The 23,861-nt window shown below is 66.6% G+C and carries 23 protein-coding genes and 2 tRNA genes; 19 read left to right on the forward strand and 6 right to left on the reverse strand.

Annotation, left to right across the window (positions count from 1 at the left end):
* The 3 genes from G7Y49_RS09020 to G7Y49_RS09030 all read left to right on the forward strand — a co-directional run.
* On the forward strand, window positions 1-998 hold a 998-nt coding region (locus G7Y49_RS09020), incomplete at its 5' end, for an HAD-IIIA family hydrolase (RefSeq protein WP_165173069.1).
* Window positions 988-1,863, forward strand: a complete 876-nt coding sequence (locus tag G7Y49_RS09025) for a sugar nucleotide-binding protein (protein WP_165173071.1) — start codon at window positions 988-990, stop codon at window positions 1,861-1,863. The genes G7Y49_RS09020 and G7Y49_RS09025, both read left to right, overlap by 11 nt.
* Window positions 1,860-2,894, forward strand: coding sequence for a GDP-mannose 4,6-dehydratase (locus G7Y49_RS09030; protein WP_165173073.1), 1,035 nt, complete (start codon window positions 1,860-1,862; stop codon window positions 2,892-2,894). The genes G7Y49_RS09025 and G7Y49_RS09030 overlap by 4 nt, the downstream gene beginning before the upstream one ends.
* Window positions 2,895-3,122: 228 nt before the next feature.
* Here G7Y49_RS09030 and G7Y49_RS12120 read toward each other — a convergent pair whose 3' ends face one another.
* On the reverse strand, window positions 3,123-3,311 hold the full coding sequence (locus G7Y49_RS12120; RefSeq protein WP_206214613.1) for a hypothetical protein: 189 nt from the start codon (window positions 3,309-3,311) through the stop codon (window positions 3,123-3,125).
* A 220-nt stretch (window positions 3,312-3,531) separates the two neighbouring features.
* Here G7Y49_RS12120 and G7Y49_RS09035 point away from each other — a divergent pair, with 220 nt between their 5' ends.
* The 5 genes from G7Y49_RS09035 to G7Y49_RS09055 all read left to right on the forward strand — a co-directional run bounded on the left by G7Y49_RS09035 (window position 3,532) and on the right by G7Y49_RS09055 (window position 7,690).
* Window positions 3,532-4,602 carry an NAD-dependent epimerase/dehydratase family protein gene (locus G7Y49_RS09035; protein WP_206214614.1) on the forward strand — a complete coding sequence of 357 codons (1,071 nt, stop codon included), beginning with the start codon at window positions 3,532-3,534 and terminating at the stop codon, window positions 4,600-4,602.
* A 74-nt stretch (window positions 4,603-4,676) separates the two neighbouring features.
* The gene (locus G7Y49_RS09040) at window positions 4,677-5,918 is read left to right on the forward strand and encodes a nucleotide sugar dehydrogenase (protein WP_165173085.1); all 1,242 of its coding nucleotides are present in this window, start codon (window positions 4,677-4,679) and stop codon (window positions 5,916-5,918) included.
* Between the two features lie 47 nt (window positions 5,919-5,965).
* Window positions 5,966-6,568 (forward strand): acetyltransferase, encoded by a 603-nt coding sequence (locus G7Y49_RS09045; protein WP_165173087.1) that lies wholly within the window; start codon window positions 5,966-5,968, stop codon window positions 6,566-6,568.
* Between the two features lie 608 nt (window positions 6,569-7,176).
* Window positions 7,177-7,431 carry a type II toxin-antitoxin system RelB/DinJ family antitoxin gene (locus G7Y49_RS09050; protein ID WP_241157360.1) on the forward strand — a complete coding sequence of 85 codons (255 nt, stop codon included), beginning with the start codon at window positions 7,177-7,179 and terminating at the stop codon, window positions 7,429-7,431.
* Window positions 7,424-7,690: a Txe/YoeB family addiction module toxin gene (locus tag G7Y49_RS09055; RefSeq protein ID WP_165173089.1), complete on the forward strand. Its 267-nt coding sequence runs from the start codon at window positions 7,424-7,426 to the stop codon at window positions 7,688-7,690. The genes G7Y49_RS09050 and G7Y49_RS09055 overlap by 8 nt, the downstream gene beginning before the upstream one ends.
* 280 nt (window positions 7,691-7,970) lie before the next feature.
* Here G7Y49_RS09055 and G7Y49_RS09060 read toward each other — a convergent pair whose 3' ends face one another.
* On the reverse strand, window positions 7,971-9,074 hold the full coding sequence (locus tag G7Y49_RS09060) for a Fic family protein (protein WP_165173091.1): 1,104 nt from the start codon (window positions 9,072-9,074) through the stop codon (window positions 7,971-7,973).
* Window positions 9,075-9,486: 412 nt separating this feature from the next.
* Here G7Y49_RS09060 and G7Y49_RS09065 point away from each other — a divergent pair, with 412 nt between their 5' ends.
* The 8 genes from G7Y49_RS09065 to G7Y49_RS09100 all read left to right on the forward strand — a co-directional run bounded on the left by G7Y49_RS09065 (window position 9,487) and on the right by G7Y49_RS09100 (window position 16,318).
* Window positions 9,487-9,648 carry a hypothetical protein gene (locus tag G7Y49_RS09065; protein ID WP_165173092.1) on the forward strand — a complete coding sequence of 54 codons (162 nt, stop codon included), beginning with the start codon at window positions 9,487-9,489 and terminating at the stop codon, window positions 9,646-9,648.
* An 862-nt stretch (window positions 9,649-10,510) separates the two neighbouring features.
* Window positions 10,511-10,765, forward strand: a complete 255-nt coding sequence (locus G7Y49_RS09070) for a type II toxin-antitoxin system RelB/DinJ family antitoxin (protein ID WP_241157361.1) — start codon at window positions 10,511-10,513, stop codon at window positions 10,763-10,765.
* A complete protein-coding gene (locus tag G7Y49_RS09075; protein WP_165173093.1) occupies window positions 10,766-11,035 on the forward strand; it encodes a Txe/YoeB family addiction module toxin in 270 nt (89 codons plus the stop codon).
* A gap of 276 nt (window positions 11,036-11,311) precedes the next feature.
* Window positions 11,312-11,968 carry a TIGR03936 family radical SAM-associated protein gene (locus tag G7Y49_RS09080; RefSeq protein WP_165173094.1) on the forward strand — a complete coding sequence of 219 codons (657 nt, stop codon included), beginning with the start codon at window positions 11,312-11,314 and terminating at the stop codon, window positions 11,966-11,968.
* 293 nt (window positions 11,969-12,261) lie between these two features.
* Complete coding sequence (gene cydD / locus G7Y49_RS09085) at window positions 12,262-14,070, forward strand: thiol reductant ABC exporter subunit CydD (protein WP_165173095.1); 1,809 nt, start codon at window positions 12,262-12,264, stop codon at window positions 14,068-14,070.
* Entirely contained in the window at window positions 14,067-15,974 is a 1,908-nt protein-coding gene (cydC, locus tag G7Y49_RS09090) for a thiol reductant ABC exporter subunit CydC (RefSeq protein WP_165173096.1), read from the forward strand. The genes cydD and cydC overlap by 4 nt, the downstream gene beginning before the upstream one ends.
* Window positions 15,975-16,147: 173 nt before the next feature.
* Window positions 16,148-16,224, forward strand: a tRNA-Asp gene (locus G7Y49_RS09095).
* Window positions 16,225-16,241: 17 nt separating this feature from the next.
* Window positions 16,242-16,318: transfer RNA gene (locus G7Y49_RS09100), tRNA-Asp, on the forward strand.
* Window positions 16,319-16,491: 173 nt separating this feature from the next.
* On the opposite strand, the gene panD is transcribed toward G7Y49_RS09100, so the two are convergent.
* The 4 genes from panD to G7Y49_RS09120 form a co-directional block, all read right to left on the reverse strand.
* The gene (gene panD, locus G7Y49_RS09105) at window positions 16,492-16,875 is read right to left on the reverse strand and encodes an aspartate 1-decarboxylase (RefSeq protein ID WP_165173097.1); all 384 of its coding nucleotides are present in this window, start codon (window positions 16,873-16,875) and stop codon (window positions 16,492-16,494) included.
* 6 nt (window positions 16,876-16,881) lie between these two features.
* Window positions 16,882-17,736 (reverse strand): pantoate--beta-alanine ligase, encoded by an 855-nt coding sequence (panC, locus tag G7Y49_RS09110; RefSeq protein WP_165173098.1) that lies wholly within the window; start codon window positions 17,734-17,736, stop codon window positions 16,882-16,884.
* Window positions 17,737-17,918: 182 nt separating this feature from the next.
* Window positions 17,919-18,746, reverse strand: a complete 828-nt coding sequence (gene panB / locus G7Y49_RS09115) for a 3-methyl-2-oxobutanoate hydroxymethyltransferase (protein WP_165173099.1) — start codon at window positions 18,744-18,746, stop codon at window positions 17,919-17,921.
* Window positions 18,747-18,755: 9 nt separating this feature from the next.
* Window positions 18,756-19,676: a Rossmann-like and DUF2520 domain-containing protein gene (locus G7Y49_RS09120; protein ID WP_165173101.1), complete on the reverse strand. Its 921-nt coding sequence runs from the start codon at window positions 19,674-19,676 to the stop codon at window positions 18,756-18,758.
* Between the two features lie 586 nt (window positions 19,677-20,262).
* Between G7Y49_RS09120 and G7Y49_RS09125 the strand changes: the two genes are divergently transcribed.
* The 3 genes from G7Y49_RS09125 to G7Y49_RS09135 all read left to right on the forward strand — a co-directional run.
* Window positions 20,263-21,297, forward strand: coding sequence for a diacylglycerol kinase family protein (locus tag G7Y49_RS09125; protein WP_165173103.1), 1,035 nt, complete (start codon window positions 20,263-20,265; stop codon window positions 21,295-21,297).
* Window positions 21,298-21,336: 39 nt separating this feature from the next.
* Window positions 21,337-23,589, forward strand: coding sequence for an RND family transporter (locus tag G7Y49_RS09130; RefSeq protein ID WP_241157362.1), 2,253 nt, complete (start codon window positions 21,337-21,339; stop codon window positions 23,587-23,589).
* On the forward strand, window positions 23,582-23,861 hold a 280-nt coding region (locus G7Y49_RS09135; protein ID WP_206214615.1), incomplete at its 3' end, for a hypothetical protein. The genes G7Y49_RS09130 and G7Y49_RS09135, both read left to right, overlap by 8 nt.

Raw genomic sequence — 23,861 nt, forward strand, 5'->3', positions numbered from 1 at the left:
AGCAGATCGAAAACTACTTCATGGGGACGTACCGGGGCCTTGAGGTCGACTACAGCCCCGAGGACGCGCCGCTCCTCACGGGCGGCGCCCTCAAGGGGGCCCTGGCCCTGTGCGCGCGGCCCGAGGTGTTCGTGCTGAACGGCGACACGTACCTCGACGCGGACTTCGCCGCCATGGAGCGCGCCCTCGCGGCGGACCCCGGGGTGCAGTGCGCGATCGCCTCCAAGCGCATGGGGGGCTTCGACCGGTACGGCACCCTGGACGTCGGCGCCGGCGGGCGCATCCTGGCCTTCCGCGAGAAGGCGCCCTGCCCCGACGGCCTCATAAACGGGGGGACGTACCTAATCCGCCGCGATGCGCTCGAGGGGGAGCCGGACGTGTTCTCGCTGGAGGACGGCTGGTTCGCCCGCGTCGTCCGTGACGGCGCGCTCGTCGCCGTCGAGGCCGGCGGGGGCTTCGTCGACATCGGGGTGCCCGAGGACTACGAGCGCGCCCAGGGCCTCTTCGCGCCCGGCGGGGGGTGCGCGGGAGGGCCCGGGCCCGCGCGCCTGGCTATGTTCGACCGCGACGGCACGGTCAACGTGGACACGGGGCACCTGCACAGCGTCGAGGAGTGCGAGCTCGTCCCGGAGACGGTGGAGCTCATGCGCCGCTACTCCGAGGACCCCTCCTGGCGGATCGCCGTGGTCACCAACCAGGCGGGCGTCGCCAAGGGGATGTACTCGGCGGCCGACATGCGCGCGCTGCACCGCGCGATGGCAGTGGAGCTGCGTGCGCTGGGCGCGCGCGTGGACGCCTGGTACTTCTGCCCGCACCACCCGGACTTCACGGGGGAGTGCGGGTGCCGCAAGCCCAGGCCCGGCATGCTCGTCCGCGCCATGCGCGACTTCCGCGCCGACCCGGCGCAGTGCGTCATGTACGGCGACTCCGAGAAGGACCGGGCGGCAGCGGAGGCGGCGGGAGTCAGATTCTTCGAGGTGGGAGCACATGTTGGATAGCAGCGAGAGCATCTTCGTCATCGGCTCCACGGGCTACATCGGCTCGCGGGTCGCGGGCATGTTCGAGGCGGCGGGCCGCGCCGTCACGGGCATGTCCGTGGACGACCCGGTACACCCGGTGGACCTGGCGGCTGACGAGCCCCTGGCGTCCTGCCCGTTCGGCGAGGGCGACCTCGTGGTCTTCGCGGCGGCCGTGTCCGGGCCCGACCAATGCGCCAACGACCGCGAGGCCTGCTGGCGGGTCAACGTCGAGGGCACGTCAAAGGTGGTCGGCCAGGCGATCGGGGCCGGCGCCCGCGTGCTCTTCTTCTCGAGCGACGCGGTGTTCCCGCCCGACGAGGGCGTAGCCTACGACGAGGAGAGCGCTCGCGGCCCCGCCTTCGCATACGGGGAGATGAAGGCTGAGGTGGAGCGCCGCTTCGAGGGCTCGCCTCTCTTCAAGGCGCTGCGCCTCTCGTACGTGGCCTCGGACCACGACCGCTTCGTCGGGTACCTCAGGGGGTGCGCCGCGCGGGGCGAGGAGGCAGAGGTCTTCCACCCCTTCTACCGCAGCGCGACCACGCTCTCGGACGTGCTCGCGTCGGTGTCCTGGCTCGCGGGCAACTGGGGCGCCTATCCCCACGCCTACCTCCACGTCTGCGGCCCCGAGCTGGTGAGCCGCGTCCGCATGGCCGACGAGGTGCTCCGCATGCGCGCCTTCCCCGGGCTCCGCTACCGCATCGCCGCGCCCCCGGAGGGCTTCTTCGACCACAGGCCCGAGGTCGCGCAGATAAAGAGCATCTATGCGGCCGACTACCGCGTCTACGACGCGGGAGAGTCGTTCACGAGCAAGTTCCAAAGAGAGATGAAAGGAATCGAGAGATGACCAAGGCGCTTATCACGGGGGTCACGGGCATGGTGGGCAGCCACCTCGCCGACTTCCTGCTGGAGAACACCGACTGGGACGTCCACGGCGTGTGCCGCTGGCGCAGCCCGCTCGACAACGTGGAGCACCTGCTCGACCGCGCGAACAGGAGGGACCGCCTCTTCTTCGAGTACGCCGACCTCAACGACCAGATATCGCTCGTGCGCGTTGTGGACGAGGTGATGCCGGACTACGTGTTCCACCTGGCCGCGCAGAGCTACCCGCTCACGAGCTTCACCGCGCCCATCGACACGCTGGAGACCAACGTCAACGGCACCGCCCGCCTGCTCGAGGCGCTGAGGAACGCCCGCGACCGCGTGCCCGGCTACGAGCCGGTCATCCACGTCTGCGCGTCGTCTGAGGTCTTCGGCAAGATCCCGGCGGACAAGAAGCCCGAGGGGGGCATCCACGAGGAGTGCCCCTTCCACCCGGCCTCGCCCTACGCCATCTCCAAGGTGGGCACCGACCTTTTGGGCCGCTACTACGCCGAGGCCTACGGCATGACCGTCATGACCACCCGCATGTTCACGCACACCGGCCCCAGGCGCGGCGACGTGTTCCACGAGTCCACGTTCGCGAAGCAGGTGGCCATGGCAGAGGCGGGCCTCATAGATCCCGTGATCAAGGTGGGCAACCTGAAGAGCTTGCGCACCTACGCGGACGTCCGCGACGCCGTGCGCGCCTACTACATGCTCGTGACGGTGGATCCCGTCCCGGGCGAGTACTACAACATCGGCGGCACCCACACCTGCGAGGTGGGCGACACCCTCGACGCCCTCATCGGCTACTCGACCATCAAGGACGACATCCGCGTGGAGGTGGACCCCGCGCGCCTGCGCCCCATCGACGCCGACCTGCAGGTGCCCGACTGCCGCAAGTTCAAGGCCCACACCGGATGGGAGCCCGAGATCCCCTACGAGAAGACCATGCGTGACCTTCTCGACTACTGGCGCGGCCGGATAGCGAAGGGTCACGAGTTCTTGACGAGGTAGAAGCTCAAAATATCCAAATTGCCTCTGGTCAAAATGCTAGACAAAATAGGCCTTTCCGAAATCCGGGTTGGCGAAAGACTCATAATCAGACGTAATTTTCCACGAAAACCAGGAAAGCCTAAATTGTATGAAAGCCAGGGCGCTCGAAATGCGGCCTGCTGAACCGCATGGGATCCAGAGCGTCCAAATCCGGGACACCCAGACTGCGCGGGCGGGTGGGCGAGCTTGTCAGGCGGCGAGCAGCGCCCTTCTCGCCGAGTACGACTCTCTGCGGGAGGAGGCGCTCCAGAAGATCCAGCTCCACAACACGACCCTGATGTTTACCATGACGTCGGGCATCGCCGTCTTCGTCCTGGCTTTCACGACGAAGGTCCCTGAGATGTTCCTCCTTCCCCTGGTCGTTGTGGTCCCAGCCACGTGGAAAGCCGCGTGCTACCGTACTACAAGATGGGCATGATCAGCTTGGGACCTACGTGTCTGTCTTCATCGAGTCGGGGGATCTCGACCTGGGGTGGGAGACGCGGGCGGGCGGCCTCTCCATGTGTGGGGTCGGGGCGAGGTGGGCGCCTCTCTGCGCCGGCTTCGGCGTCGCAATCGATCATTTTGGCAATGTTCCTTTGACAAATTGGAGAAGACAGTGAACAGGATTCTGGTAACCGGCGCAGCCGGGTTCATCGGCGCGTTTCTGTGCAGGCGTCTGCTGGAGGACGGCGGCTGCGAGGTCGTGGGGCTCGACAACGTGAACGGCTACTACGACGTCGGGATCAAGGAGGACAGGCTGCGGATGCTCGCCGGCGCGGCGGGCGGGAGCGCGGGCGACGCGAGCGCTGATGGGTTCTCCGTTGGCAGGCTCACCTTCGTGCGCGGCGACCTGGCCGACGAGCGGGCGGTCGAGGCCCTGTTCGGGGAGCGAGGCTTCGACGTGGTGGTGAACCTCGCCGCGCAGGCGGGGGTGCGCTACTCCATCGAGAACCCGCGCGCCTATGTGGACTCCAACCTGGTCGGGTTCTTCAACGTGCTCGAGGCGTGCAGGAGGCATCCGGTCAAGCACCTGGTCTACGCGAGCTCGAGCTCGGTCTACGGCGGCAACGAGAAGGTGCCCTTCGCCGAGGGCGACCGCGTGGACGAGCCCGTGTCCCTCTACGCGGCCACCAAGAAGTCGAACGAGCTCATGGCCCACGCCTACTCCAAGCTCTACTCCATCCCCGCCACGGGGCTTCGCTTCTTCACGGTCTACGGCCCCATGGGCCGCCCCGACATGGCCTACTTCGGGTTCACCGACAAGCTGGTGCGCGGCGAGAAGATAAGGATATTCAACATGGGCGACTGCCAGCGCGACTTCACCTACGTGGATGACATCGTGGAGGGCGTGGTGCGCGTGATGGGCGCCCCGCCTGCGGTGGAGATCGGCGCCGACGGCTTGCCCCGGGCCGCGCACCGCGTGTACAACATCGGCAACTCGCACCCCGAGAGCCTCCTCGACTTCGTCGACACGCTGCAGCGCGTGCTCGTGGAGGAGGGCGTGCTGCCGGAGGGCTACGACTTCGAGGCGCACCGAGAGCTCGTGCCCATGCAGCCCGGCGACGTGCCCGTCACCTACGCGGACACGAGCGCCCTCGAGCGCGACCTGGGGTTCAAGCCGGGCACCAAGTTGGAGGACGGCCTGCGCGCGTTCGCCAGGTGGTACAGGGGCTACTACGGGCTGTAGGGCTCGCCCGGGCGCCGCCGGCCGGGCGGCGCTCATGCACTTTGAGAACAGAAGAAGGAAGGACTGACTTGACTATGAGAATCGCCGTTGCCGGGACGGGGTACGTGGGGCTGTCGCTGGCGGTGCTGCTGGCGCAGTGCAACCACGTGGACGCCGTGGACGTGGTGCCGGAGAAGGTGGAGAGGCTCGCCCGGTGGGAGAGCCCCATCGCCGACGCCGAGATTGAGCGCTTCCTTTCCGAGGCGGCGCGCGGGGAGCGGGCGCTCGACCTCCGCCCCACGCTCGACGGGAGGGCCGCCTACGGGCGGGCCGACCTCGTGGTGATCGCCACGCCCACCAACTACGACGAGGAGCGCAACTTCTTCGACACGCGCTACGTGGAGCAGGTGGTGGAGCTGGTGCTCGAGGCGAACCCCGAGGCGGTCATGGTGGTGAAGTCCACCGTGCCGGTGGGCTACACGAAGTCCCTCTGCGAGCGCTACCCACAGGGCCGCTTCCTGTTCAGCCCGGAGTTCCTGCGCGAGGGCCGCGCGCTCTACGACAACCTGCACCCCTCTCGTATCATCGTGGGGGTGCCGAGTGAGTCCAAGTTCGCAGATGAGCTCGAGGGGCGGGCCCGCGAGTTCGCGCGGCTCCTCGCCGAGGGGGCAGAGGAGCCCGCCGACTCAATCCCCACCCTCGTCATGCGCGCCACCGAGGCCGAGGCGGTGAAGCTCTTCGCCAACACCTACCTGGCCCTGCGCGTGTCCTACTTCAACGAGCTGGACACCTACGCGAGCGTGCGCGGGCTCGACGCCGGGCAGATCATCGAGGGGGTGGGGCTCGACCCCCGCATAGGCTCCCACTACAACAACCCCTCGTTCGGCTACGGGGGCTACTGCCTGCCCAAGGACACAAAGCAGCTGCTCGCCAACTTCAGGGACGTGCCGCAGTGCATGATCCAGGCCATCGTCGACGCCAACCGCACGCGCAAGGACTACGTGGCCGAGGAGGTGGTCGACCGGGTGTGGGGGCTGGTGTACGAGGGCGTGGAGCGCCCCGTCGTGGGCGTCTACCGCCTCGTCATGAAGTCGGGCTCGGACAACTTCCGCGCGAGCTCGATCCAGGGCGTCATGAAGAGGGTGAAGGCCAAGGGGATCCCCGTGGTGGTCTACGAGCCCACCTTGGACGACCCCGAGTTCTTCGGCTCCGAGGTCACCCGCGACCTGGAGGCGTTCAAGGAGAGGTGCGACCTCATCGTCGCCAACCGCTGGAGCCCCGACCTCGACGACGTGGCGGGCAAGGTCTACACGCGGGATTTGTTCAGGAGGGACTAGGAGGCTCTTCGCGAGATGACGGGGCGGATGCCGGCAGGTGAGGTAACATGAGAAGGCTGATCATCATAGGGGCCGGCGGCCACGGGAAGGTCGTGGCCGACATCGCCATGCGGGTCGGGTACCGGGACGTCGCGTTCTTGGACGACGCGGAGGGCTTGGCCGAGTGCGCGGGCCTGCCCGTCGTCGGCAGGGCGTCGGACTGGGGGAGCTTCCCCGACGCCGACTTCTTCGTGGCCATCGGGGACGCCCGCGCTCGCGAGCGCATCCAGCGGGGGCTCGGCGGGCGCGCCGTCACGCTGGTGCACCCCGCCGCCTCCGTCAGCCGACGCGTCGAGGTCGGGAGGGGCTCCGTTGTCATGGCGGGGGCCATCGTCAACTCCGACGTCCGCATCGGCGAGGGCGCCATCGTCAACACGGGGGCCACGGTCGACCACGACTGCCGCATCGGCAGGTTCGCGCACGTCTCGGTGGGCTCCCACGTCGCGGGCGCGGTGACGGTGGGCGACGGCACCTGGCTCGGCGTCGGCAGCGTCGTGAGCAACAACGTCAGCATCTGCGGCGGCTGCATGGTGGGCGCGGGCGCCGTGGTCATCGGGGACATCAAGGAGCCGGGGACCTACGTGGGCGTCCCCGCGAGGCTGCTGAGGTAGGGATCCGTTTCGCACCTTTCCGAAATCCGTGCTGACGATAGGCTCATTGCGTTAGGGCTGCATGAAGCTCAGAACCCCCTGGTCGCGAGATGGTCTGAGAGCGCTTGGGCTTGGCCTCGAAGCTGCTGGGCACGCTAACGAAACTGCAGCGCAAGGCTCAGTCGAGCCGCAAAGGATGAACCGCTCGATTTGCGTGACGGGAGCGAAATCAAAACCTCGGCGAGTTCGCAACGACCGAGCTTGAGTTCAACGGGCTGCTGGACAGAATTGGATTTAGACTGCGAAAAGCAACTGACGAAGCCTCCCTGGAAGCTTCGTTCCAGCTAATGACCGAATGGATCGGCGAAGAAGGCACACGGGCGAGATATCCAGCTTGCAGGCAAAGCGACCAGCTCGGCAAGCAGATGCGCTATTTGGCAAAGGCGCTTCACAGCATGTTGGCGGCATCATGCGACCTCAGGTCTAGGTGGCCTTTGGGCGCGCCTCATTCAGTATTTGCGGCAACGTTTACAACCAGCCATTCCATAATGCTATTGATTGTATATCGTTCTGCTTTACAATAGATAGGCGATATGATATTGTCGCGGCAAGATGAAAGGAGGCCTGTCGTGGCTACTGCGATGGTTAACGTGCGCATGGACGAGGAAACCAAGAAGAACATGGAGTCGGCGTGCAAGGAGCTCGGCATGAGCATGTCGACCGCTTTCAACATCTTCGCCAAGAAGATGGGCCGTGAGCGCCGCATTCCGTTTGAGGTCTCCGTGGATCCGTTTTACAGCGAAGAGAACCTCGCCCATCTTCGCCGCTCGGCGGCTGCGCTTGATGCTGGTATTGGAGTAGCTCGGGAGCTTGTCGATGAATAAGATCTGGGCGCCCGAGGCGTGGGATGACTATGTTTGGTGGCAGACTCAGGACCGGAAAACGGTAAAGCGGATCAATGCGCTCGTCAAGGACATTGAGCGCAATGGGCTTTCTGAAGGCACTGGAAAGCCGGAGCCTCTTCGGGGTGATCTCTCTGGTTTTTGGTCGCGCAGAATCGACAGTCAAAACCGCCTTGTCTACAGGATTTGCGAGGGAAACCTTGAGATTGCATCCTGCAAGTCTCATTACGGAGATCGGTAGGTCATCGGCGGAGACGTGCAGTCAAGTGCGATCCATGTTCTTCGGGAAGGGCTCATCCAAGAGTTCGGGGCGCTACGGTTCTGGTAAACAAGTTGGGTAGAAAATCGCAATAATCAACTCGCCATCAGGCAGAACTCTCTGGATTGATCTATCGAGTCGATGGCGGGATGCTCACGCTCGCCGCGACGAGGTTAGGGAGCCACGTGGGGTTGTTTGGCTAAAAACGATGGGGAGCTCATCAACCTTTCAAACGGATCTGCGCTATTCCGAAGCGGTTTCGCTAAGACCTCAAGGCCTCTAAGATGAGCTCTTCGTTGGCATCGGTGAAGTCGCTGCGACGATAGGACCGAATTCTCTCTTTGACGAGCATGGGCACGATAAAGCCGTTTTCCACGAGGTTCGCCGTCCGGTTGATCACGGTCTTGTTGGTTACGCCCAGCTGTCGGGAGAGCTCGATGGGCGTGAATTCCCTGATGCCGTTCTCAAGCACGAAGGCTAAGAGATCCCTCTCCCTTGCCTTCAGATGGGAGAGGCCCTCCTCGGCGCTGCTTCCCATGGCTTCGCTCGCAAGGTCGGAGACTTTTTTGGCGTACAGCTCCATCATCCTCAAGAAGTAGCTGACCCATATCTCGGGGTGAGGAGGATTGTCCCTCCCCGCGTGGTACAGCGCGGGCAATCCCATCTGGAGCGAGGCGTAGTATTCCTCGGGGTCGTATGCGAAGTACTCCTCAAGCGAGCCTATTCCCTGAAACCCATATCCGTAGTAGTCGAGGATGTAGCCGGAAACCAGCCGTGCGGTTCTCCCGTTTCCGTCCTCGAAAGGATGGATGGTGATCAGCTGGTAGTGGACGACTGCGGCGATGATGAGCGGATGGTCGTCAGTGTTTTTGACGTATCCTTCAAGCTCGCTGAGCAGCTCGGGAATCTCGGAGCTTTCAGGGGGAATGTAGCCGGGGCTTCCCGTCTGCGCGTCGTAGACGGCGAAAAGCACTCCCGGAGGCATGGGGCCGCGAAGCCCGATCTTTTCTCGCGAGGCGCCTTTTTCGACGATAGCCTGCACCTCCATGATGAGCTTCGTCGTGACCTGCTGCTTTTCGGCCAGCTTCCTCTCGAGGAGGGACAGGGCGGCGAAGTAGTTCCTCACCTCTTGCTCGGGCTTCAGGAAATGCCTGTGCTCATCGCGCTCGATGGCCTCGTCTGCCTGCTGCTCGGAAAGCGGGTTGCCCTCGATTTTGCTTGACGCGTAGGAGCTCCTCTTCTTTGAGTTTTTGCGCAGCCTGTTCATGGTGAGCGCTGGAATCTCCATGTCCGACGTGCGGAACCGATATTCCTCTATGGCGGTGATCTGGCGCAGGATGGCGTTCGTCAGGGTGACTTTGATCATCGTGTTCGGCGCCTCCTCGACTCATCGGCGCTGCCCTGCTTTTCACTAATTTTCACTATTATTTCACTATTTTCGCCTTTTGTCACGAGGTGGCTCGATTGAGTTGACATTGTGCGGAGGCGCGGGGGCGAATGCCGTTTGACTGCGCACTTTTACACGCCTCTTGTCGCTGAGGGTTTTTCTCGTTGAATCTGAGTGACAAGATCTCGTCCTCAATGTCGCAGACGATTCGATAATCCCCGACACGGTAGCGCCACAGCCTCGACAGGTTTTCAGGAAGTCCTAATAGCCTATCGTGGTGGAGCAGGATGCTGCTGACGAAATGAGGCTGCGAGGTATCTCTCGCATGCATTCAGCTAAACAGGTTTATACTATACTCGCCAGATGCAGCATGTCTTGGATAGGAGACATCATGACGCTCGATGAGTTTAAGAAACAGCAGAGAGCAAGTCTAGCCGAGTTCAAAAAACTCGTTCGCACCGATGCCCCCAAAGCCACTGAGCTTGCTCGATCAAGGCTTCGTGAGGCGAAGATCATTGATCGAGACAACAAGCTAACCAAGCCTTATTGCTAATGTATTCCAAGCTTCCCAATCTCGTGTTGGCTTTTCATGGTTGTGATAAATCAACCCACGATGCCGTGCTCTACGGGGGGAAGGATCTTCGACCTAGCAGGAATGACTACGACTGGCTTGGTTGGGGCGTTTACTTCTGGGAGCAAAACTACGAACGTGCCCTTTCCTGGGCTAACGAACAAGCATCGAGGGGTTTCGTGCGGGTTCCTGCTGTAATCGGGGCGGTTGTTGATCTTGGCTATTGCCTGAATCTGACGGACAGCCGGTACATTGAATTGCTTACTACTGGGTATCAGTTAATGGAGGCTGAGCTTGCCTCAGCGGGCGTATGCATGCCAACCAACGATGGGAAGACCGGCGACAAGCTCTTTCGAAGACGCGATTGCGCTGTGATTGAGCACTTGCACTCTCGCATAGAGAGAGCGCGAAGAGAGGATGGCATAGGCTTTACCCCGTTCGACTCTGCGCGGGGCCTTTTTTCGGAGGGCGATCCAATTTACGAGGGGGCTGGATTCAAGCAGAAGACGCATGTCCAGATCTGCGTGCGAAACCCAAATTGCATCAAAGGCTACTTCGAACCCCGAGAACCGGATTCAAGATGGCGGATGCCGTAGCAATTTGAGGATGCGGGTTGATAATCGTTACGGGTTTTGCCCTTCGGTTTCTTCTCGGGAGCGAACGAGGGCGGCGTAATCCTGTCGTTGGTGGGGTACGTGGGTGCCGTCAGCATCGTTCCCATGTCATTCTCCTGTCGATCTTGAAAAGGCTTGGTTTTCTGTAATTACATACTTTGTGGCGCAGAAGCTATATTATTGATATATACTAGCTATATTTTATGATGTTTGTTTTCTCGGGAGGCGCTATGGCTACCAGCACGATCAACATCAGGCTTGACTCCGATTTGAAGCGGAAGATGGAGGAGGTGTCGTCGGATATCGGCCTTACGCCTACGGCGGCTTTCAACGTGTTTGCGCGTCAGTTCGTGGCGCACCGAGGGTTTCCCTTCGCCGTGGTAGCGCCCGTTCCCACCGAGCGCGAGTTCGCCGACAAGATGGACTCAATATATCTCTCGATGCGCGATGGCAACGTTGTCGAGCATGAGCTCGCGGAGCTTTAAATGAGAAAGGTGTGGAGCGAGTCGGCTTGGGATGACTACGTTTGGTGGCAATCGCAGGATCGAAAGACGCTAAAGCGCATCAACAAGCTTGTGAAGGACATCGAGAGGAGCGCTTCTGATCCGGGCTCTGCGCCCGTAGGAAAAGCCGAGCGCCTGAAGCATAGCCGCTTCGGGCTTTCCAGCGTCCGTATTGACGATGCGAACCGACTCGTATACAAGGTTGAAGACGGAATGCTGCTCATCGTCTCTTGCAAAGGCCATTACCAATGAGCTTGCCCTACCTCGCCGCTGTCTGACGGCCCTGATAAGAGCCTAGCTTACCAGGATACGCAAAGGTCAAGAGGTTGCGGTCGTTATGCCCTGCCATGCGGTAGGGTGATGCCGATTGCCACGCGCCTTCCCTGACTGACGCGGCGACTCTTGGTATCATGGCATGCATGCGTGTAAGGGGCCGCGGCGGGACGCGCGCTGTGAGAAACCGCAGCGGGGCGCGCGCCGTGGGAAACCGCGGCGGGGTGTCGCGGCGTGAGAGGAGAGCAGGGCTTCATGGCTGATCCGAGGTTGTTTCGGTTGCGGGTGGTCTTTCGCAAGGCGGGGCGTCTGGCGATGCTCTCGCACCTGGAGGTGGCGCACGCGCTCGAGCGCGCGGTGCGGCGCGCGCAGCTGCCGTTCGCGGTGAGTCAGGGGTTCTCGCCGCACATGCGCATCGCGTTCGGCGCGGCGCTGCCCGTCGGCGTGGGCGGCTCGCACGAGTTCTTCGACCTGCTGCTCACCTCCTATGTGCCGCCCGAGCGCGCTCTCGCTGCGCTCCAGGCCGCGAGCGCGGACGACATGATGCCGCTCTCGTGCGCCTACGTGGAGCATTCCGCTCCCGCGGCGTCGGTGGCGTTTCCCCTGAGCACCTACGAGGCGGTGCTCTCCTGCGCGCCCGAGCGCCTCGAGGTGCCCGACGAGGTGCGCGTGGCGCGCAAGAAGAAGGAGAAGGTCCTGCGCGTGGCCGACTTCCTGGCGGGAGACGTCGAGCTTGACGGCACGCGCGTGCGCTTCACGCTCGAGGCCAAGCCGACGGGCTCGCTGCGCCCTGACGTGCTGCTCGCGGCCTGCGTCGAGGCCACCGTCGCGGCGGGCGCGGCCCCGCAGGGATTCCACGTCCTGACAACGACGCGCATCGCGCAGCGCACGTCGTCCGGAGAAATGCTATAATATAAGTAGCATTTAATCGTTTGGCTGGAACGGGGCTGGTTGGACCGAGGGCCGGCGTTGGAGCGGGGGCCGATGGGCCGAGGGGCCGGCGCTGGAACGGAAGTTGGGGCTGGAGCTGAAGCTGAAGCCGGCGTTGAGGCTGGCAGACTGAAGGCCGCGCGGCCGTGACCCGAAAGATGCAGCCGCAGGCTGGGCTTGGGCCGAGGACCGCGCGGCCGCGACACAAGAGAAGCAGCCGACAGGCTGGGCCTGGGCTGCGAGGCCGCGAAGCTCCTGGCTGGAGAGGAGGGCGCGTGTTCGACCGAGCTTTGCTCGCGCTTCCCGGCGCGCGCGGCGCGTATGCGCTCACGTGCGCGCTCACGCTGGTCCGCGCGCTCGCCGTGGTGGGGCAGGCGTGGGCGCTCGCGAGCTTCATCGTGGGCGTGTGGGCGGGAAGTCCGCTTGCCGCCGAGGCCCCGTGGCTGGCCGCCTTCCTCGCATGCTTCGTGGGGCGCCAGGCCATCCTGGCCGCCCAAGACGCCTACCTCGACCGCTACGCCTGCGCCCGCGCGCATGAGCTGCGCGAACGCGCGCTCAAGGCGGTGTTCGCCGCGGGGCCGCGCCTCACCGCCTCCCGCGGCTCGGGCGCGGTGGTGGCCGACGTGGTCGAGGGCGTCGACAACGTGGAGACGTACGTGGCGCTCATCATCCCCAAGATGAGCGCGGTGGTCATCATTCCGCTCGTGCTGCTGCTCGCGATCTTCCCGCTCGACTGGGTGTCGGGCGTGATCGCGCTGGTGTGCTTCCCCTTCATCATCCTGTACATGGTGATGATCGGGCACACGGCCAGCGACGAGGCGGCGCGGCGCCATGCGCAGTTCCAGGTCATGTCGAGCCACTTCGTCGACTCGGTGCGCGGCATCGACACGCTCAAGGCGTTCGGCCTCGCGCGCGCCCACTCTGCGCGCATCTTCGCGGTGTCCGAGCGCTTCCGCGAGGCCACCATGAAAACGCTGCGCATCGCGACGCTCTCGAGCGCGGTGCTCGACGCGTTCGCCACGCTCGCGCTGGCGGCGGTTGCCATCATGCTGGGGTTTCGCCTGGTGGACGGCGCGCTGGCGTTCTTCCCGGCGCTCGCGGTGCTCATCTTGGTGCCCGAGTACTTCAGGCCCATCCGCGAGTTCGCGGCCGACTATCACGCCACGCTCGACGGCAGGACGGCGCTCGCGGCGCTCGGCGAGCTGATCGCGGAAGGGGAGGGGCTCGCGCGCGCGGCGGCGGACGCGGAAGGCGCGCAGGATGCGGCCGCGTTGCGAGATGTGGAAGGGGAGGGTCTTGCGGAAGCCGCGCACCCCGAGGCCGCCGCGCACCCCGAGGTCGCCGCGTCAGCCCCCGCTGCGTCTGCGCCCTCGCTCGCGTTCGCGGGCGTGGGGTTCTCCTACCCTGACTTCGAAGGGGCGCTTTCCGACGTGTCGTTCTCCTTCGCCGCCCCGTGCAAGGTGGCCGTCATCGGCGCGAGCGGGTCGGGGAAGTCGACGCTGCTCAGCCTGGTCGGGGGCTTCGCTGATCCGACGTGCGGTGCGGTGCGCGCCGCCGGCGCGCCGCTGCCCACGCTGCGCACGCCGGCTTGGCAGCGCCGCGTGGCCTACATCCCGCAGGACCCCTACGTGTTCCACGCGAGCGTGCGCGACAACGTGGCGTTCTACCGACCCGACGCGACTGACGCGCAGGTGCGCGAGGCGCTGGCGTTCGTGGGCCTCGGCGGCGTGGTCGACGCGCTCGAGCGAGGCGTCGACGAGCCCATCGGCTCAGGCGCGCGCGAGCTCTCGGGCGGGCAGGCCCAGCGCATCGCACTCGCGCGGGCGTTCCTCGCCCGTGAGAGGGACGTCCTCTTGCTCGACGAGCCCACGGCGCACCTCGACATCGAGACTGAGCTCGAGCTCAAGCAGCACATGCTCGCGCTCATGGAGGGGCGCCTCGCCCTCATCGCGACGCACCGCCTCCACTGGGTGGCTGACGCGGACTACGTGCTCGTGATGGAGGGCGGGCGCGTGGCGTGGCAGGGAACGCCTGGCGCCGCGCGCGCCGCAGGCGTGCTCGAGAAGCTGGGAGGTGCGCTATGAGCAGCGGAAACGTCACAGGGCCCGCACGAGTCGCGCAGGTGTGGAAGACTGACACGTGGGTGCGGCCCTTCTTCGCGCGCTACGCGGGGGTGCTCGCCCTCGCCCTCGCGCTCGGCGTGGCGGCGTTCGCGTTCGCGGGCGCGCTCATGTTCACCTCGGGCTACATGATCTCGCTCGCGGCGGCGCTGCCGCTCACGGTGCTCGCGCTGCACGTGCCGTCGCTGTTCGTGCGCATCTTCGGCATCGGCAAGCCCATCCTGCAGTACTTCGAGCGCCTGGTGAGCCATGACTGGGCGCTGCGGATGACCAGCGAGCTGCGCCGCCGCCTCTACGACTCCCTTGAGCGCGCCGCCTCGCCGCTCGCGCGCACCCGCCGCCTCGGCGAGGTGCTCGGCGTGCTGTCCGAGGACATCGGGCACATCCAGAACCTGTACCTGCGCTCGGTGTTCCCGCTGGCTGCGGCGTGGCTCATGTACGTGGTCGTCGTCGTGGCGACGGGGGCGTTCTCGCTGCCGGTGGCCGGGCTGCTCGCGGTGATGCTCGGCGTGGTCGTCATCGTGCTGCCGCTCGCGTCGGTGTGCGTGAACGGCGCGCGGCGCACCCGCGCGCAGATCCTGCGCGCGCGCCTCTACGACGAGCTGACTGACAACGTGCTCGGCGTGGCTGACTGGGTGTTCTCGGGCCGCGGAGACGACTACCTCGCGCATTGCGAAAAGCTCGAAGGGAAGCTGCGCGAAGCCGAGCGCGCGGCCAGGCGCTTCGTGCGCGTGCGCGACGTGGCGGCGCAGGTGCTCTTCGGGCTCTGCGTCGTGGCCGTGCTCGTGTGGGCGGCGAGCGCGTTCGGCGCGAGCACGGGCGCAGGGGCTGCGGCTGGCGGCGCCGTGGGCGCGCTGGAGGGCGTCGGCTCCGAGAACGCCCCGGCGTACGCGGCCAACTGGATCGCCGCCTTCGCGCTGTGCTTCTTCCCGCTCATCGAGGCGTTCGCCCCGGCGCCTGCCGCGGCCGAGGGCTTCGTGGAGCACGGCGCGGCCGTCGAGCGCCTCAACGGCTATCCCGACCCTGACGCGCCGCGCGGGCAGGCTGCGCGTGCCGCTGACCCTGCCGTCCCTTCTGCGGCCGTTGGCGGGTCCGCAGGCGATGCTGCGGCCGCAACTGCCGCTGACCCCTTCTCTCTCGCGGCCGACATCGTCTTCGACCACGTCACCTTCGCCTACGGCGCCGCGTCGCCGCTCATCCGCGACGTGAGCCTGCGCATCCCGCAGGGGAGCAGGCTCGCCGTGCTCGGGCGCTCGGGCGCGGGCAAGTCGACGCTCGCGGCGCTCCTGCGCGGCGAGCTTGCCCCGCGCGAGGGCTCCGTCGCGGTGGCGGGGCGCGAGGCGGGCGCGTGGGGTGACGAGATGGCGCGTCTCGTGGGCATCATCCAGCAGAAGCCGCACCTGTTCCATCAGACGCTGCGCGAGAACCTGCTCATCGGCCGCGCGGACGCCACCGACGAGGAGCTTGAGCGCGTCATGGCCGACGTGGGGCTCGCGCCCCTGCTCGAGCGCCTGCCGCAGGGCCTCGACACCATGGTCGACGAGGCGGGCCAGCGCTTCTCGGGCGGCGAGCGGCATCGCATCGCGCTCGCGCGCGTGCTTCTGTCGCACGTGCCCGTGGTGGTGCTCGACGAGCCGTTCGCCGGGCTCGACCCCGCCACCGAGCGCGCGCTCATCGACGTGATGTTCGAGCAGCTCGAAGGCCGCACCGTGGTGATGATCACGCACCACCTGCAGGGCGTGGGCGCGTGCGACCGCGTGGTGCTGCTGGAGGACGGGGCGTTCGCCATCGACGGCGCGCCGGACGAGCTCGCCCGCGCGAACGAGCGCTACCGCCGCCTGCTGGCCTTCGATCGCGGGGTGGGTTGAGCTGCTGAGCGCATCCTCCGTGGGGCGATGGCGTCTGCAACCAGCCTTGCAGCTGCTTTGCAGCCGACCCTCCTCGATCGCCTTCTTCGATCGCGGCTCCGTGGCTCAAATTTTCGAAAATGGGGCTTGCCACGGCGGGCGCGTATGTTTAAAATAGACGAGCTGCAAAACACGGGGTGTTAGCTCAGTTGGTTAGAGCGCCGGCCTGTCACGTCGGAGGTCGCGAGTTCAAGTCTCGTACATCCCGCCATTTTGCAAGCCCACCTTGGGGTGTTAGCTCAGTTGGTTAGAGCGCCGGCCTGTCACGTCGGAGGTCGCGAGTTCAAGTCTCGTACATCCCGCCATTTTGAATCCGAAATCGCCGCCCCGCGCGGCGATTTTCTTTTCCTGCCCCAGCGGGCGGGGAGGCGCATGGGAAAGTGCGCGGGGAGGCACGTGGGGAAGCGGGGGTGCCTTCGATGCTTCAGGCCGCGTTCCTGCTTCCCGCCTCCCCGCTGCTCCGTCCCGCTATCGCTCGCTACCTGATCTCGCCGTGGCGCTCGTAGCGGGTTACCTCCACGGGCTTGTTGTTCTCGTCGACGAACACCACGTGCGGGCGGTGCGCGCGGGCCTCGTCGGGCGACATCTGGCAGTAGCACATGATGATGCACGTGTCGCCGGGCTGCACGAGGCGCGCGGCGGCGCCGTTTACGCAGATCATGCCGCTGCCGGGCTCGCCGGCGATGGTGTAGGTCTCGAAGCGCGCGCCGTTGCTCACGTCGACCACCTGCACCATCTCGTACTCCAGGATGTCCGCGGCGCTTAGGAGCTCGGGGTCGACGGTGATGGAGCCCACGTAGTTGAGCTCAGCCTGGCTGATGGTCGCGCGGTGGATCTTCCCTTTGAGCATGGTGAGCTGCATGGGCGCCTACACCTCCGGCGTGAAGAAGAAGTTGTCGATGAGGCGCGTGCCCCCGATGCGCACGGCGATGGCTACGAGCGCCTCGCCTTCCACCGTCTCCACGGGGTTGACGTCGTCGGTGTCGACCACCTCGACGTACTCGGGCGCGGCGAGCGGCTCGGCGGCGAGCACGTCGAGGACGGCCTGGCGCACGGCTGACGCGCGCCGCTCTCCGCCTTCGAGAACGGCGCGGCCTGCGGCGAGCGAGCGCGACAGCACCACGGCGGCGGCGCGCTCCTCATCCGAGAGGTAGGTGTTGCGCGAGCTCTTCGCCAGCCCGTCGGCCTCGCGGACGATGGGGCAGCCCACGATCTCGACGCCGAAGCTCAGGTCGCGCACCATGCGGCGCACGATGAGCAGCTGCTGGGCGTCCTTCTGCCCGAAGTACGCGCGGTCGGGTGTGACGATGTTGAGCAGCTTGCTCACCACCAGGCACACGCCGTCGAAGTGGATGGGGCGGCTCTTGCCGCACAGCTCACTTCCCAGCTCGTCGACGTGCACGGTGGTGCGGCGGTTGGGGTAGTACATCTCCGCGGGCGTGGGGTGGAAGACCACGTCGGCGCCCGTCGCCTCCACGAGCGCGCGGTCATGCTCGAGGTCGCGCGGGTAGCTCTCCAGGTCCTCGTTCGGGCCGAACTGGGTGGGGTTCACGAACACGCTGACCACGGTGTGGTCGTTGTCGGCCACGGAGCGCTCGATGAGGCTCTGGTGCCCCTCGTGCAGGTACCCCATGGTGGGCACGAGCCCGACGGTCTGCCCGGCGGCGCGCCAGGCGCGCACGATCTGGCGAACTTCGGCGATGGTGGTGACGACTCTCGTCATGGAAGGTCCTTTCGGTGGGAAGGTGGTAATGCGGATGGGCGGGCTTGCGAAGGCGCGTGCTGCGGGGTCACACGACCTCGCAGCTTCGCAGGCTCGCAGGCGGGCGTCTCGGGCGCGTGCGGCGGGGTCACACGACCTCGCAGCTTCGCAGGCTCGCGGGCGTACGCGCCTGGGGTGCGGCGCTACTTGACGCCGTCAAACGTGTCGGCGGGGGCGGCGAAGGTGTGCTCGGGCGCGGGGAACGAGCCGTCCTTCACGCAGGCGTCGTAGTCGGCGAACGCCTGCTTCATGAGCGCGCCCACCTCGGCGAAGCGACGTGCGAACTTCGGCGTCAGGTCGTCGAACATGCCGAGCATGTCCTGGTAGACGAGGATCTGACCGTCGCAGCCCGCGCCCGACCCGATGCCGATGGTGGGGATGCCCACGGCGTCGGTTACGATGCGCGCGAGCTCGGCGGGGATGCACTCGAGCACCACGGCGAACGCGCCGGCCGCCTCGAGCGCCCGCGCGTCGTCGACGATGCGCTGCGCCGCCGCGGTGCTCTTGCCCTGCACCTTGAAGCCGCCGAACGCGTTGACGGACTGCGGCGTGAGGCCCAGATGCCCCATCACGGGGATGGACGCGCGCGTGATGGCCTCGATCTCGGGGGTGAACTGTGCGCCGCCTTCGATCTTCACGGCCTGCGCGCCGCCCTCCTTCACGAGGCGCCCGGCGTTCTCGGTCGCCTGCGCGCAGGAGAGGTGGTAGCTCATGAACGGCATGTCGGCCACCACGAGCGCCTCCTTCGCGCCGCGCGCGACGGCGCGGGTGTGGTGCACCATGTCGTCCATGGTCACGCCGAGCGTGTCGGGCAGGCCGAGCATGGTCATGCCGAGCGAGTCGCCCACGAGGATGCCGTTGACGCCCGCCGCGTCGACGAGGCTCGCGGTGGTGTAGTCGTAGGCGGTGAGCATTGAGAGCCGCGCGCCGTCCTTCTTGGCCTTGGCGAAGGTGGAAACGGTGTTCTTCATGGAGTTCTCCTAACGAGTGGCGGGGTTGGGATGGGTGGCGGCGGCGCTGTCGGGGTTGGCGCCGTCGGATGCAAGCGCGCTGGCAAGCGGCGCGTAGTCGCGGTCGGGGTGCTTGGCCTGCGCGATGTCGACGAGCGCGGCCGTGAGCGCGCGGTAGAGGCCGGCGGTTTGGGGGTCGTGCGCGTCGAGCGCGCGCAGGTGCCCCTCGACGGTGCTCGCGTCGTTGCGCTCGACGGGGCCCGTGAGGGCGCCCACCGCGCCGCACGTGCAGAACGCGTCGACGTTTCCCCTGACGAGGGGCTCGAGCGCCACGCGCGCGTCATGCTCGTCGAAGCCGCAGGAGGTCATGAGGCGCTCGGCGGCGGCGAGCGGGGCGAGCACGAGGTTGCTCGCCAGCACGGCGGCGGCATGGTAGCGCACCTTATCGCCCTCGTCGATGGCGTGCAGGGGGTTGGGCAGGCTCGCCAGCAGCTCGCGCAGCGCGTCGACGGCCGCCGCGTCACCTTCAAGGGTGAGGTGCGCGCCTTCGAGCGCGCCGAGGTCCATGGCGGGGTCGCTCACGGCGAGGAGCGGGTGGATGCTCGCGGCATGGGCGCCGCAGGCCGCCGCGGCGTCGATGACGCGTGCGGGCAGACAGCCGCTGCAGTGGCAGACGACCTTTCCTTCGAGCGCGTTCGTCTCGGCGCAGGCGTCGCGCAGGGCGTGCCAGGCGGATGCGATGACCGTGTCGGGAACCGTGAGGAAGATGAGGTCGCTTGACGTGGCCAGGGCGGCGGCGTCGGGGAACGCGGCGGTCGCGGTAAGCTGCGCCGCACGTTGCGCCGCAGGAGGGCGCACGTCATAATAGCCGGTCACGGGGATGCCGCGCGCGACGAAATATCGCCCGAGCGCGCCTCCTACCTTGCCGGCCCCTATGAAGCCAACGTTCATATGAGTCCTTTCATGCGGGTACGGTTCCTCCCCTTCGCGGAGGATATCGTCCACATCCGCATTCTAGCGTGCGATCTCGCGCATCACAAGCTTGCATCGCGCGGCCGGCTCTCCGGCGGACCCTCCGCGAGGCGAAGCGGGCGAATTCGCGCGGCGGGTCGAACGAAATCGCCCGTCGAAACGGGCGCGGGGAAGGCGCGCGGGGCTTCGCGAGCCTCCTCGTACAGGGCCAGCGGGCCTCGTGCGTGGGCCGTGCAGATTTGGGCGCGTATTTTGGCAGAAATCTTCAGATGTTTGTCGCTCGAAAGGGTTACAAGCCCCAAAAGAGATCCGATTGCCCGCAATATGTCAGGTATGATGTACAAAACAGCTCAGTCGGGGCCCAAATGGGGCTTGCCGGGGATACGGGAAGACAAAGAACTGAAGATTTCTGCCAAAATGGCCTTCGTTTTCTGCACGGTCTGTCTCGCGTCCCGATTCGTGTTCGTTTTCCGTGCGGCCCGGCGCGCGTTCCAACTCGTGTTCGATTCATGCACGGTCTGGTGCGTTCCGGCTCATGTTCGGTTCATGTAAGGGTAGGTGAGAGGTGAACAGGTTCAGGCGCATCGCGGTGGTGGTGAACCCGGCGGCGCGAAACGGCGCGGGAGCGCAGGCGGCGTCGCGCGTGGAGGAGGAGCTCCTACGCGCGTTCGGCACGCCCGACGCCTTCGACGTGATGCTCACCACGGGTCCGGGGCATGCCGTCGATATAGCCGAGCACCTCCACCAGGCGTACGGCACCGTGCTCGCCGTCGGCGGCGACGGGCTCGTGCACGAGGTGGCGGGCGGCCTCATGCGCCGCGACGAGGCCGCGCGCCCCATGCTCGGCGTGATCCCCATGGGCTCGGGCGACGACTACGCGGCGACGCTCGGCATGTCGTCGCGCATCGAGCATGCGGTCGCGCAGGTGCTCGAGTGCAACGCGCGCCTGCTCGACGTGGGGTGCGTGAACGGCGAGTTCTTCGTGGAGACGCTGTCGTTCGGCCTCGACGCGGCCATCGCGCTCGACACGGTCGAGCGCCGCCGCCGCACGGGGCGCACCGGCACGCTGCTCTACCTGGAGAGCGGCATCGACCAGATGCTTCACCACCTCGTGTCCGCGCGCTACGAGGCCAAGCTCGAAGGAGGGGAGGGCGCCTTCGGCGACGGCCCCGCCCCCGCTGGCAACGCGGCCGCTCCTGACGACAGCTCGGCGCCCGTCGCCAGCCCAGCCCCTGACGACGACCCCGCGCTCGCAGGCCTGGCGCGCGCGATATCCGGGGAGTCCTACATCTTCGCCGTGCAGATCGGCCCCACCTACGGCGGGCGCTTCAAGGTGTGCCCTCAGGCCGACCCCGCAGACGGCCTCTTCGACATATGCCTCGCGCACCCGCCCTTGAACTCGCTTTCCGCCATGGTCATCTTCCTTCTGGCGAAAGGCGGGCACCACGTGCGCTTCCGCCGGATCGAGCAGCTCCGCGCGCGCCGCCTCGAGGTGACGTTCGACCGCCCGCTCGCCGCGCAGGCTGACGGCGAGCGGGTCTTGGGCACGCGGTTTTGCGTGGATATGGTGCCGCGCGCGCTCAAGGTGCTGATGGGGTAGGCTCTCGCGCTATCATACGAGGCGAAAGGCACGTCTCAGATGGGGTATAAGCTGCGTATGGACCGGCTCATCAGCGGAATAATCGCGCATCGGCGCGCGGTGGTCGCGGCGTTTCTCGCCGTGGCGGTCGTGTGCGCGGCGTGCATCCCGTTCGTGCGCACGAACTACGACATGGCGGACTACCTGCCGCCCTCGGCGCAGTCGACAACGGCGGTCGAGATCATGTCCACCCAGTTCGACCAGGCCATCCCGAACGCCTACGTGATGGTGCGCGACGTGTCGGTGGCCGCCGCGCTCGCCGTGAAAGCCGGCCTCGCCGACCTTCCGGGCGTCGAGGACGTCATGTGGCTCGACGACATGGTCGACGTGACGGTCCCGCTCGAGGTGCTCGACCCCTCCACGGTGGAAGCCTACTACAAGGACGGCGCGGCGCTTTTCCAGGTGTCGGTCGCGGAGGGCGAGGAGGGCCCGGGCGTCGCCGCCCTGCGCGCCTACGTCGACGCGCTCGGCGAGGGCAACGCCGTCTCGGGTGACGCGGCCGACATCGCGCAGATGCAGTCGAGCGTGGTCGAGCAGGTGGGCATGGCGGTCGCCATCGTGGTCCCGGCCATCGTCCTTCTGCTCGTGCTCTCGACGCTCTCGTGGATCGAGCCGCTGCTGTTCCTGCTGGCCATCGGCGTGTCCATCCTCATCAACATGGGGACGAACCTCGTCCTCGGCGAGGTGTCGTTCATCACGTTCTCGGTGAGCCCCATCCTGCAGCTGGCCGTGTCGCTCGACTACGCCATCTTCCTCCTGCACGCGTTCGCCTCCGAGCGCCTGCGCGGCGACGGCGTCGAGGCCGCCATGGCGCGCGCCATGCGCTCGTCGGTTTCGACCATCGCGGCAAGCGCCGTGACCACGCTGTTCGGCTTCGCGGCGCTGTCCTTCATGCAGTTTCAGATCGGCGCTGACCTGGGGCTGAACCTGGTCAAGGGCATCGTGCTCAGCTTCGTGACCGTGGTGGTGTTCCTCCCCGCGGTCACGCTCCTTCTGTGCAAGCTCATCGACAAGACGGCGCACCGCCCGCTCATGCCCTCGTTCAAGGGCGTCGACAAGGTGCTGCGCCACGTGCGCGTGCCGGCGCTCGTGCTCGTGCTCGCGCTCGTGGTGCCCGCCTTCCTGGGGCAGGCGCACGCCACCTTCACCTACTCGAACGGCCAGCCCGACCTCACGCTGCGCTCGGGCGCCGACACGGCGGCGGTGCGCGAGGAGTTCGGGCGGCAGAACGTGGTGGCGGTGCTCGTGCCGCGCGGCAACATCGCGGCCGAGGCGGCGCTGTCGGACGACCTGGCGCAGCTCGACCACGTGACGGGCGTGATGTCGTACGCGTCCATGGTGGGCGCGGCCATCCCGCAGGAGTGGCTCGGGGAGGGCGTGACCTCGCAGTTCTACTCCGACGAGTACGCGCGCATCGTGGCGTCGGTCGACACCGAGGTGGAGGGCGACGAGGCGTTCGCCACGGTGGAGGAGATCGCGCAGACGACGGCGCGCCGCTACGACACGTTCTACACGGCCGGGCAGTCGGCGAACCTCTACGACATGCGCAACGTGGTGGCGGTTGACAACGTGGTGGTGAGCCTGGTGGCGGTGATCGCCATCTTCGCGGTGCTGCTCGTCACCTTCCGCTCGCTCGCGCTGCCCTTCGCGCTTCTGCTCGCCATCGAGTCGGGCATCTGGATCAACCTGAGCATCCCGTACTTCACGGGCACGCCCATCAACTTCATCGGCTACCTGGTGATCAACACCGTGCAGCTCGGCGCCACCATCGACTACGGCATCCTGCTCACCATGCACTACCTGCGCGCGCGGAAGCTGATGCCGGCGCGCGCCGCGGCGGCAGCGGCCCTCGGGACGAGCTTCCGCTCGCTTCTGGTGTCGGCGGGCATCCTGGCCTCGGCGGGCTTCGCGCTGTCGTTCTCGTCGTCCATCTCGGCGGTGTCGACGCTCGGCCTGCTCCTCGGCCGCGGCGCGCTCATATCGCTCGCGCTTGTGACCTGCTTTCTGCCTGCGCTGCTCATCGGCCTTGACGGCATCATCCGCCGCACCACCTTCCGCGCGGGGTTCTACGCGCCCTCCGCGTCCGACGCGCTCGTCGTGCCCGCGGGCGCGCCCGCCGCGGCGTGCGAGCCTGCGCCATCTGCCGCGGCGTGCGAGCCTGCGCCACCCGCCGCGTCATCTGCCATGTCATCTGCGCCTTCTGCGTCGCCCGCGCCTTTCGCGGGCGCGAGCAAAGGAGAGAACCATGAGTGAGAAGCCCTTCGCCAACCGCGCATTCGCTCGCCGCGACGCCAGCAGCCGCCGCGCCAGCAGTTGCGCCATCACCGGCCACAGCGCAGGCGGCCGCGCCATCGCCACCCGCGCCACCCGCGGCGTCGGCAGCCGCGGCGTGGCTCTTCTGGCCGTTGCGATCGCCTTGGCGTGCGCGCTGACCGCCACGGCGCTGGCGAAGGAGGGCGACGCTCCCGCAGGCGGCGCGGACGGCGCGGGCAGCTCCGGCGCGCCGTCGGCCGCCGCGGCGCCGG

Origin of the sequence: Adlercreutzia sp. ZJ242 (assembly GCF_011038995.1) — a bacterium.
Lineage (GTDB): Bacteria > Actinomycetota > Coriobacteriia > Coriobacteriales > Eggerthellaceae > CAAEEV01.

Excerpts from the sequence above, each read along its gene's own strand:
- G7Y49_RS09080 (WP_165173094.1), top strand. The coding sequence starts at position 11,312 with ATGGCTGATCCGAGGTTGTTTCGGTTGCGGGTGGTCTTTCGCAAGGCG.
- panC (WP_165173098.1), bottom strand. The coding sequence starts at position 17,736 with ATGACGAGAGTCGTCACCACCATCGCCGAAGTTCGCCAGATCGTGCGC.
- G7Y49_RS09060 (WP_165173091.1), bottom strand. The coding sequence starts at position 9,074 with ATGATCAAAGTCACCCTGACGAACGCCATCCTGCGCCAGATCACCGCC.
- G7Y49_RS09040 (WP_165173085.1), top strand. The coding sequence starts at position 4,677 with ATGAGAATCGCCGTTGCCGGGACGGGGTACGTGGGGCTGTCGCTGGCG.
- G7Y49_RS09120 (WP_165173101.1), bottom strand. The coding sequence starts at position 19,676 with ATGAACGTTGGCTTCATAGGGGCCGGCAAGGTAGGAGGCGCGCTCGGG.
- G7Y49_RS09055 (WP_165173089.1), top strand. The coding sequence starts at position 7,424 with ATGAATAAGATCTGGGCGCCCGAGGCGTGGGATGACTATGTTTGGTGG.
- panD (WP_165173097.1), bottom strand. The coding sequence starts at position 16,875 with ATGCAGCTCACCATGCTCAAAGGGAAGATCCACCGCGCGACCATCAGC.
- cydC (WP_165173096.1), top strand. The coding sequence starts at position 14,067 with ATGAGCAGCGGAAACGTCACAGGGCCCGCACGAGTCGCGCAGGTGTGG.
- G7Y49_RS09075 (WP_165173093.1), top strand. The coding sequence starts at position 10,766 with ATGAGAAAGGTGTGGAGCGAGTCGGCTTGGGATGACTACGTTTGGTGG.
- G7Y49_RS09030 (WP_165173073.1), top strand. The coding sequence starts at position 1,860 with ATGACCAAGGCGCTTATCACGGGGGTCACGGGCATGGTGGGCAGCCAC.
- G7Y49_RS09025 (WP_165173071.1), top strand. The coding sequence starts at position 988 with ATGTTGGATAGCAGCGAGAGCATCTTCGTCATCGGCTCCACGGGCTAC.
- G7Y49_RS09070 (WP_241157361.1), top strand. The coding sequence starts at position 10,511 with ATGGCTACCAGCACGATCAACATCAGGCTTGACTCCGATTTGAAGCGG.
- G7Y49_RS09045 (WP_165173087.1), top strand. The coding sequence starts at position 5,966 with ATGAGAAGGCTGATCATCATAGGGGCCGGCGGCCACGGGAAGGTCGTG.
- panB (WP_165173099.1), bottom strand. The coding sequence starts at position 18,746 with ATGAAGAACACCGTTTCCACCTTCGCCAAGGCCAAGAAGGACGGCGCG.
- G7Y49_RS09130 (WP_241157362.1), top strand. The coding sequence starts at position 21,337 with ATGGGGTATAAGCTGCGTATGGACCGGCTCATCAGCGGAATAATCGCG.
- G7Y49_RS09065 (WP_165173092.1), top strand. The coding sequence starts at position 9,487 with ATGACGCTCGATGAGTTTAAGAAACAGCAGAGAGCAAGTCTAGCCGAG.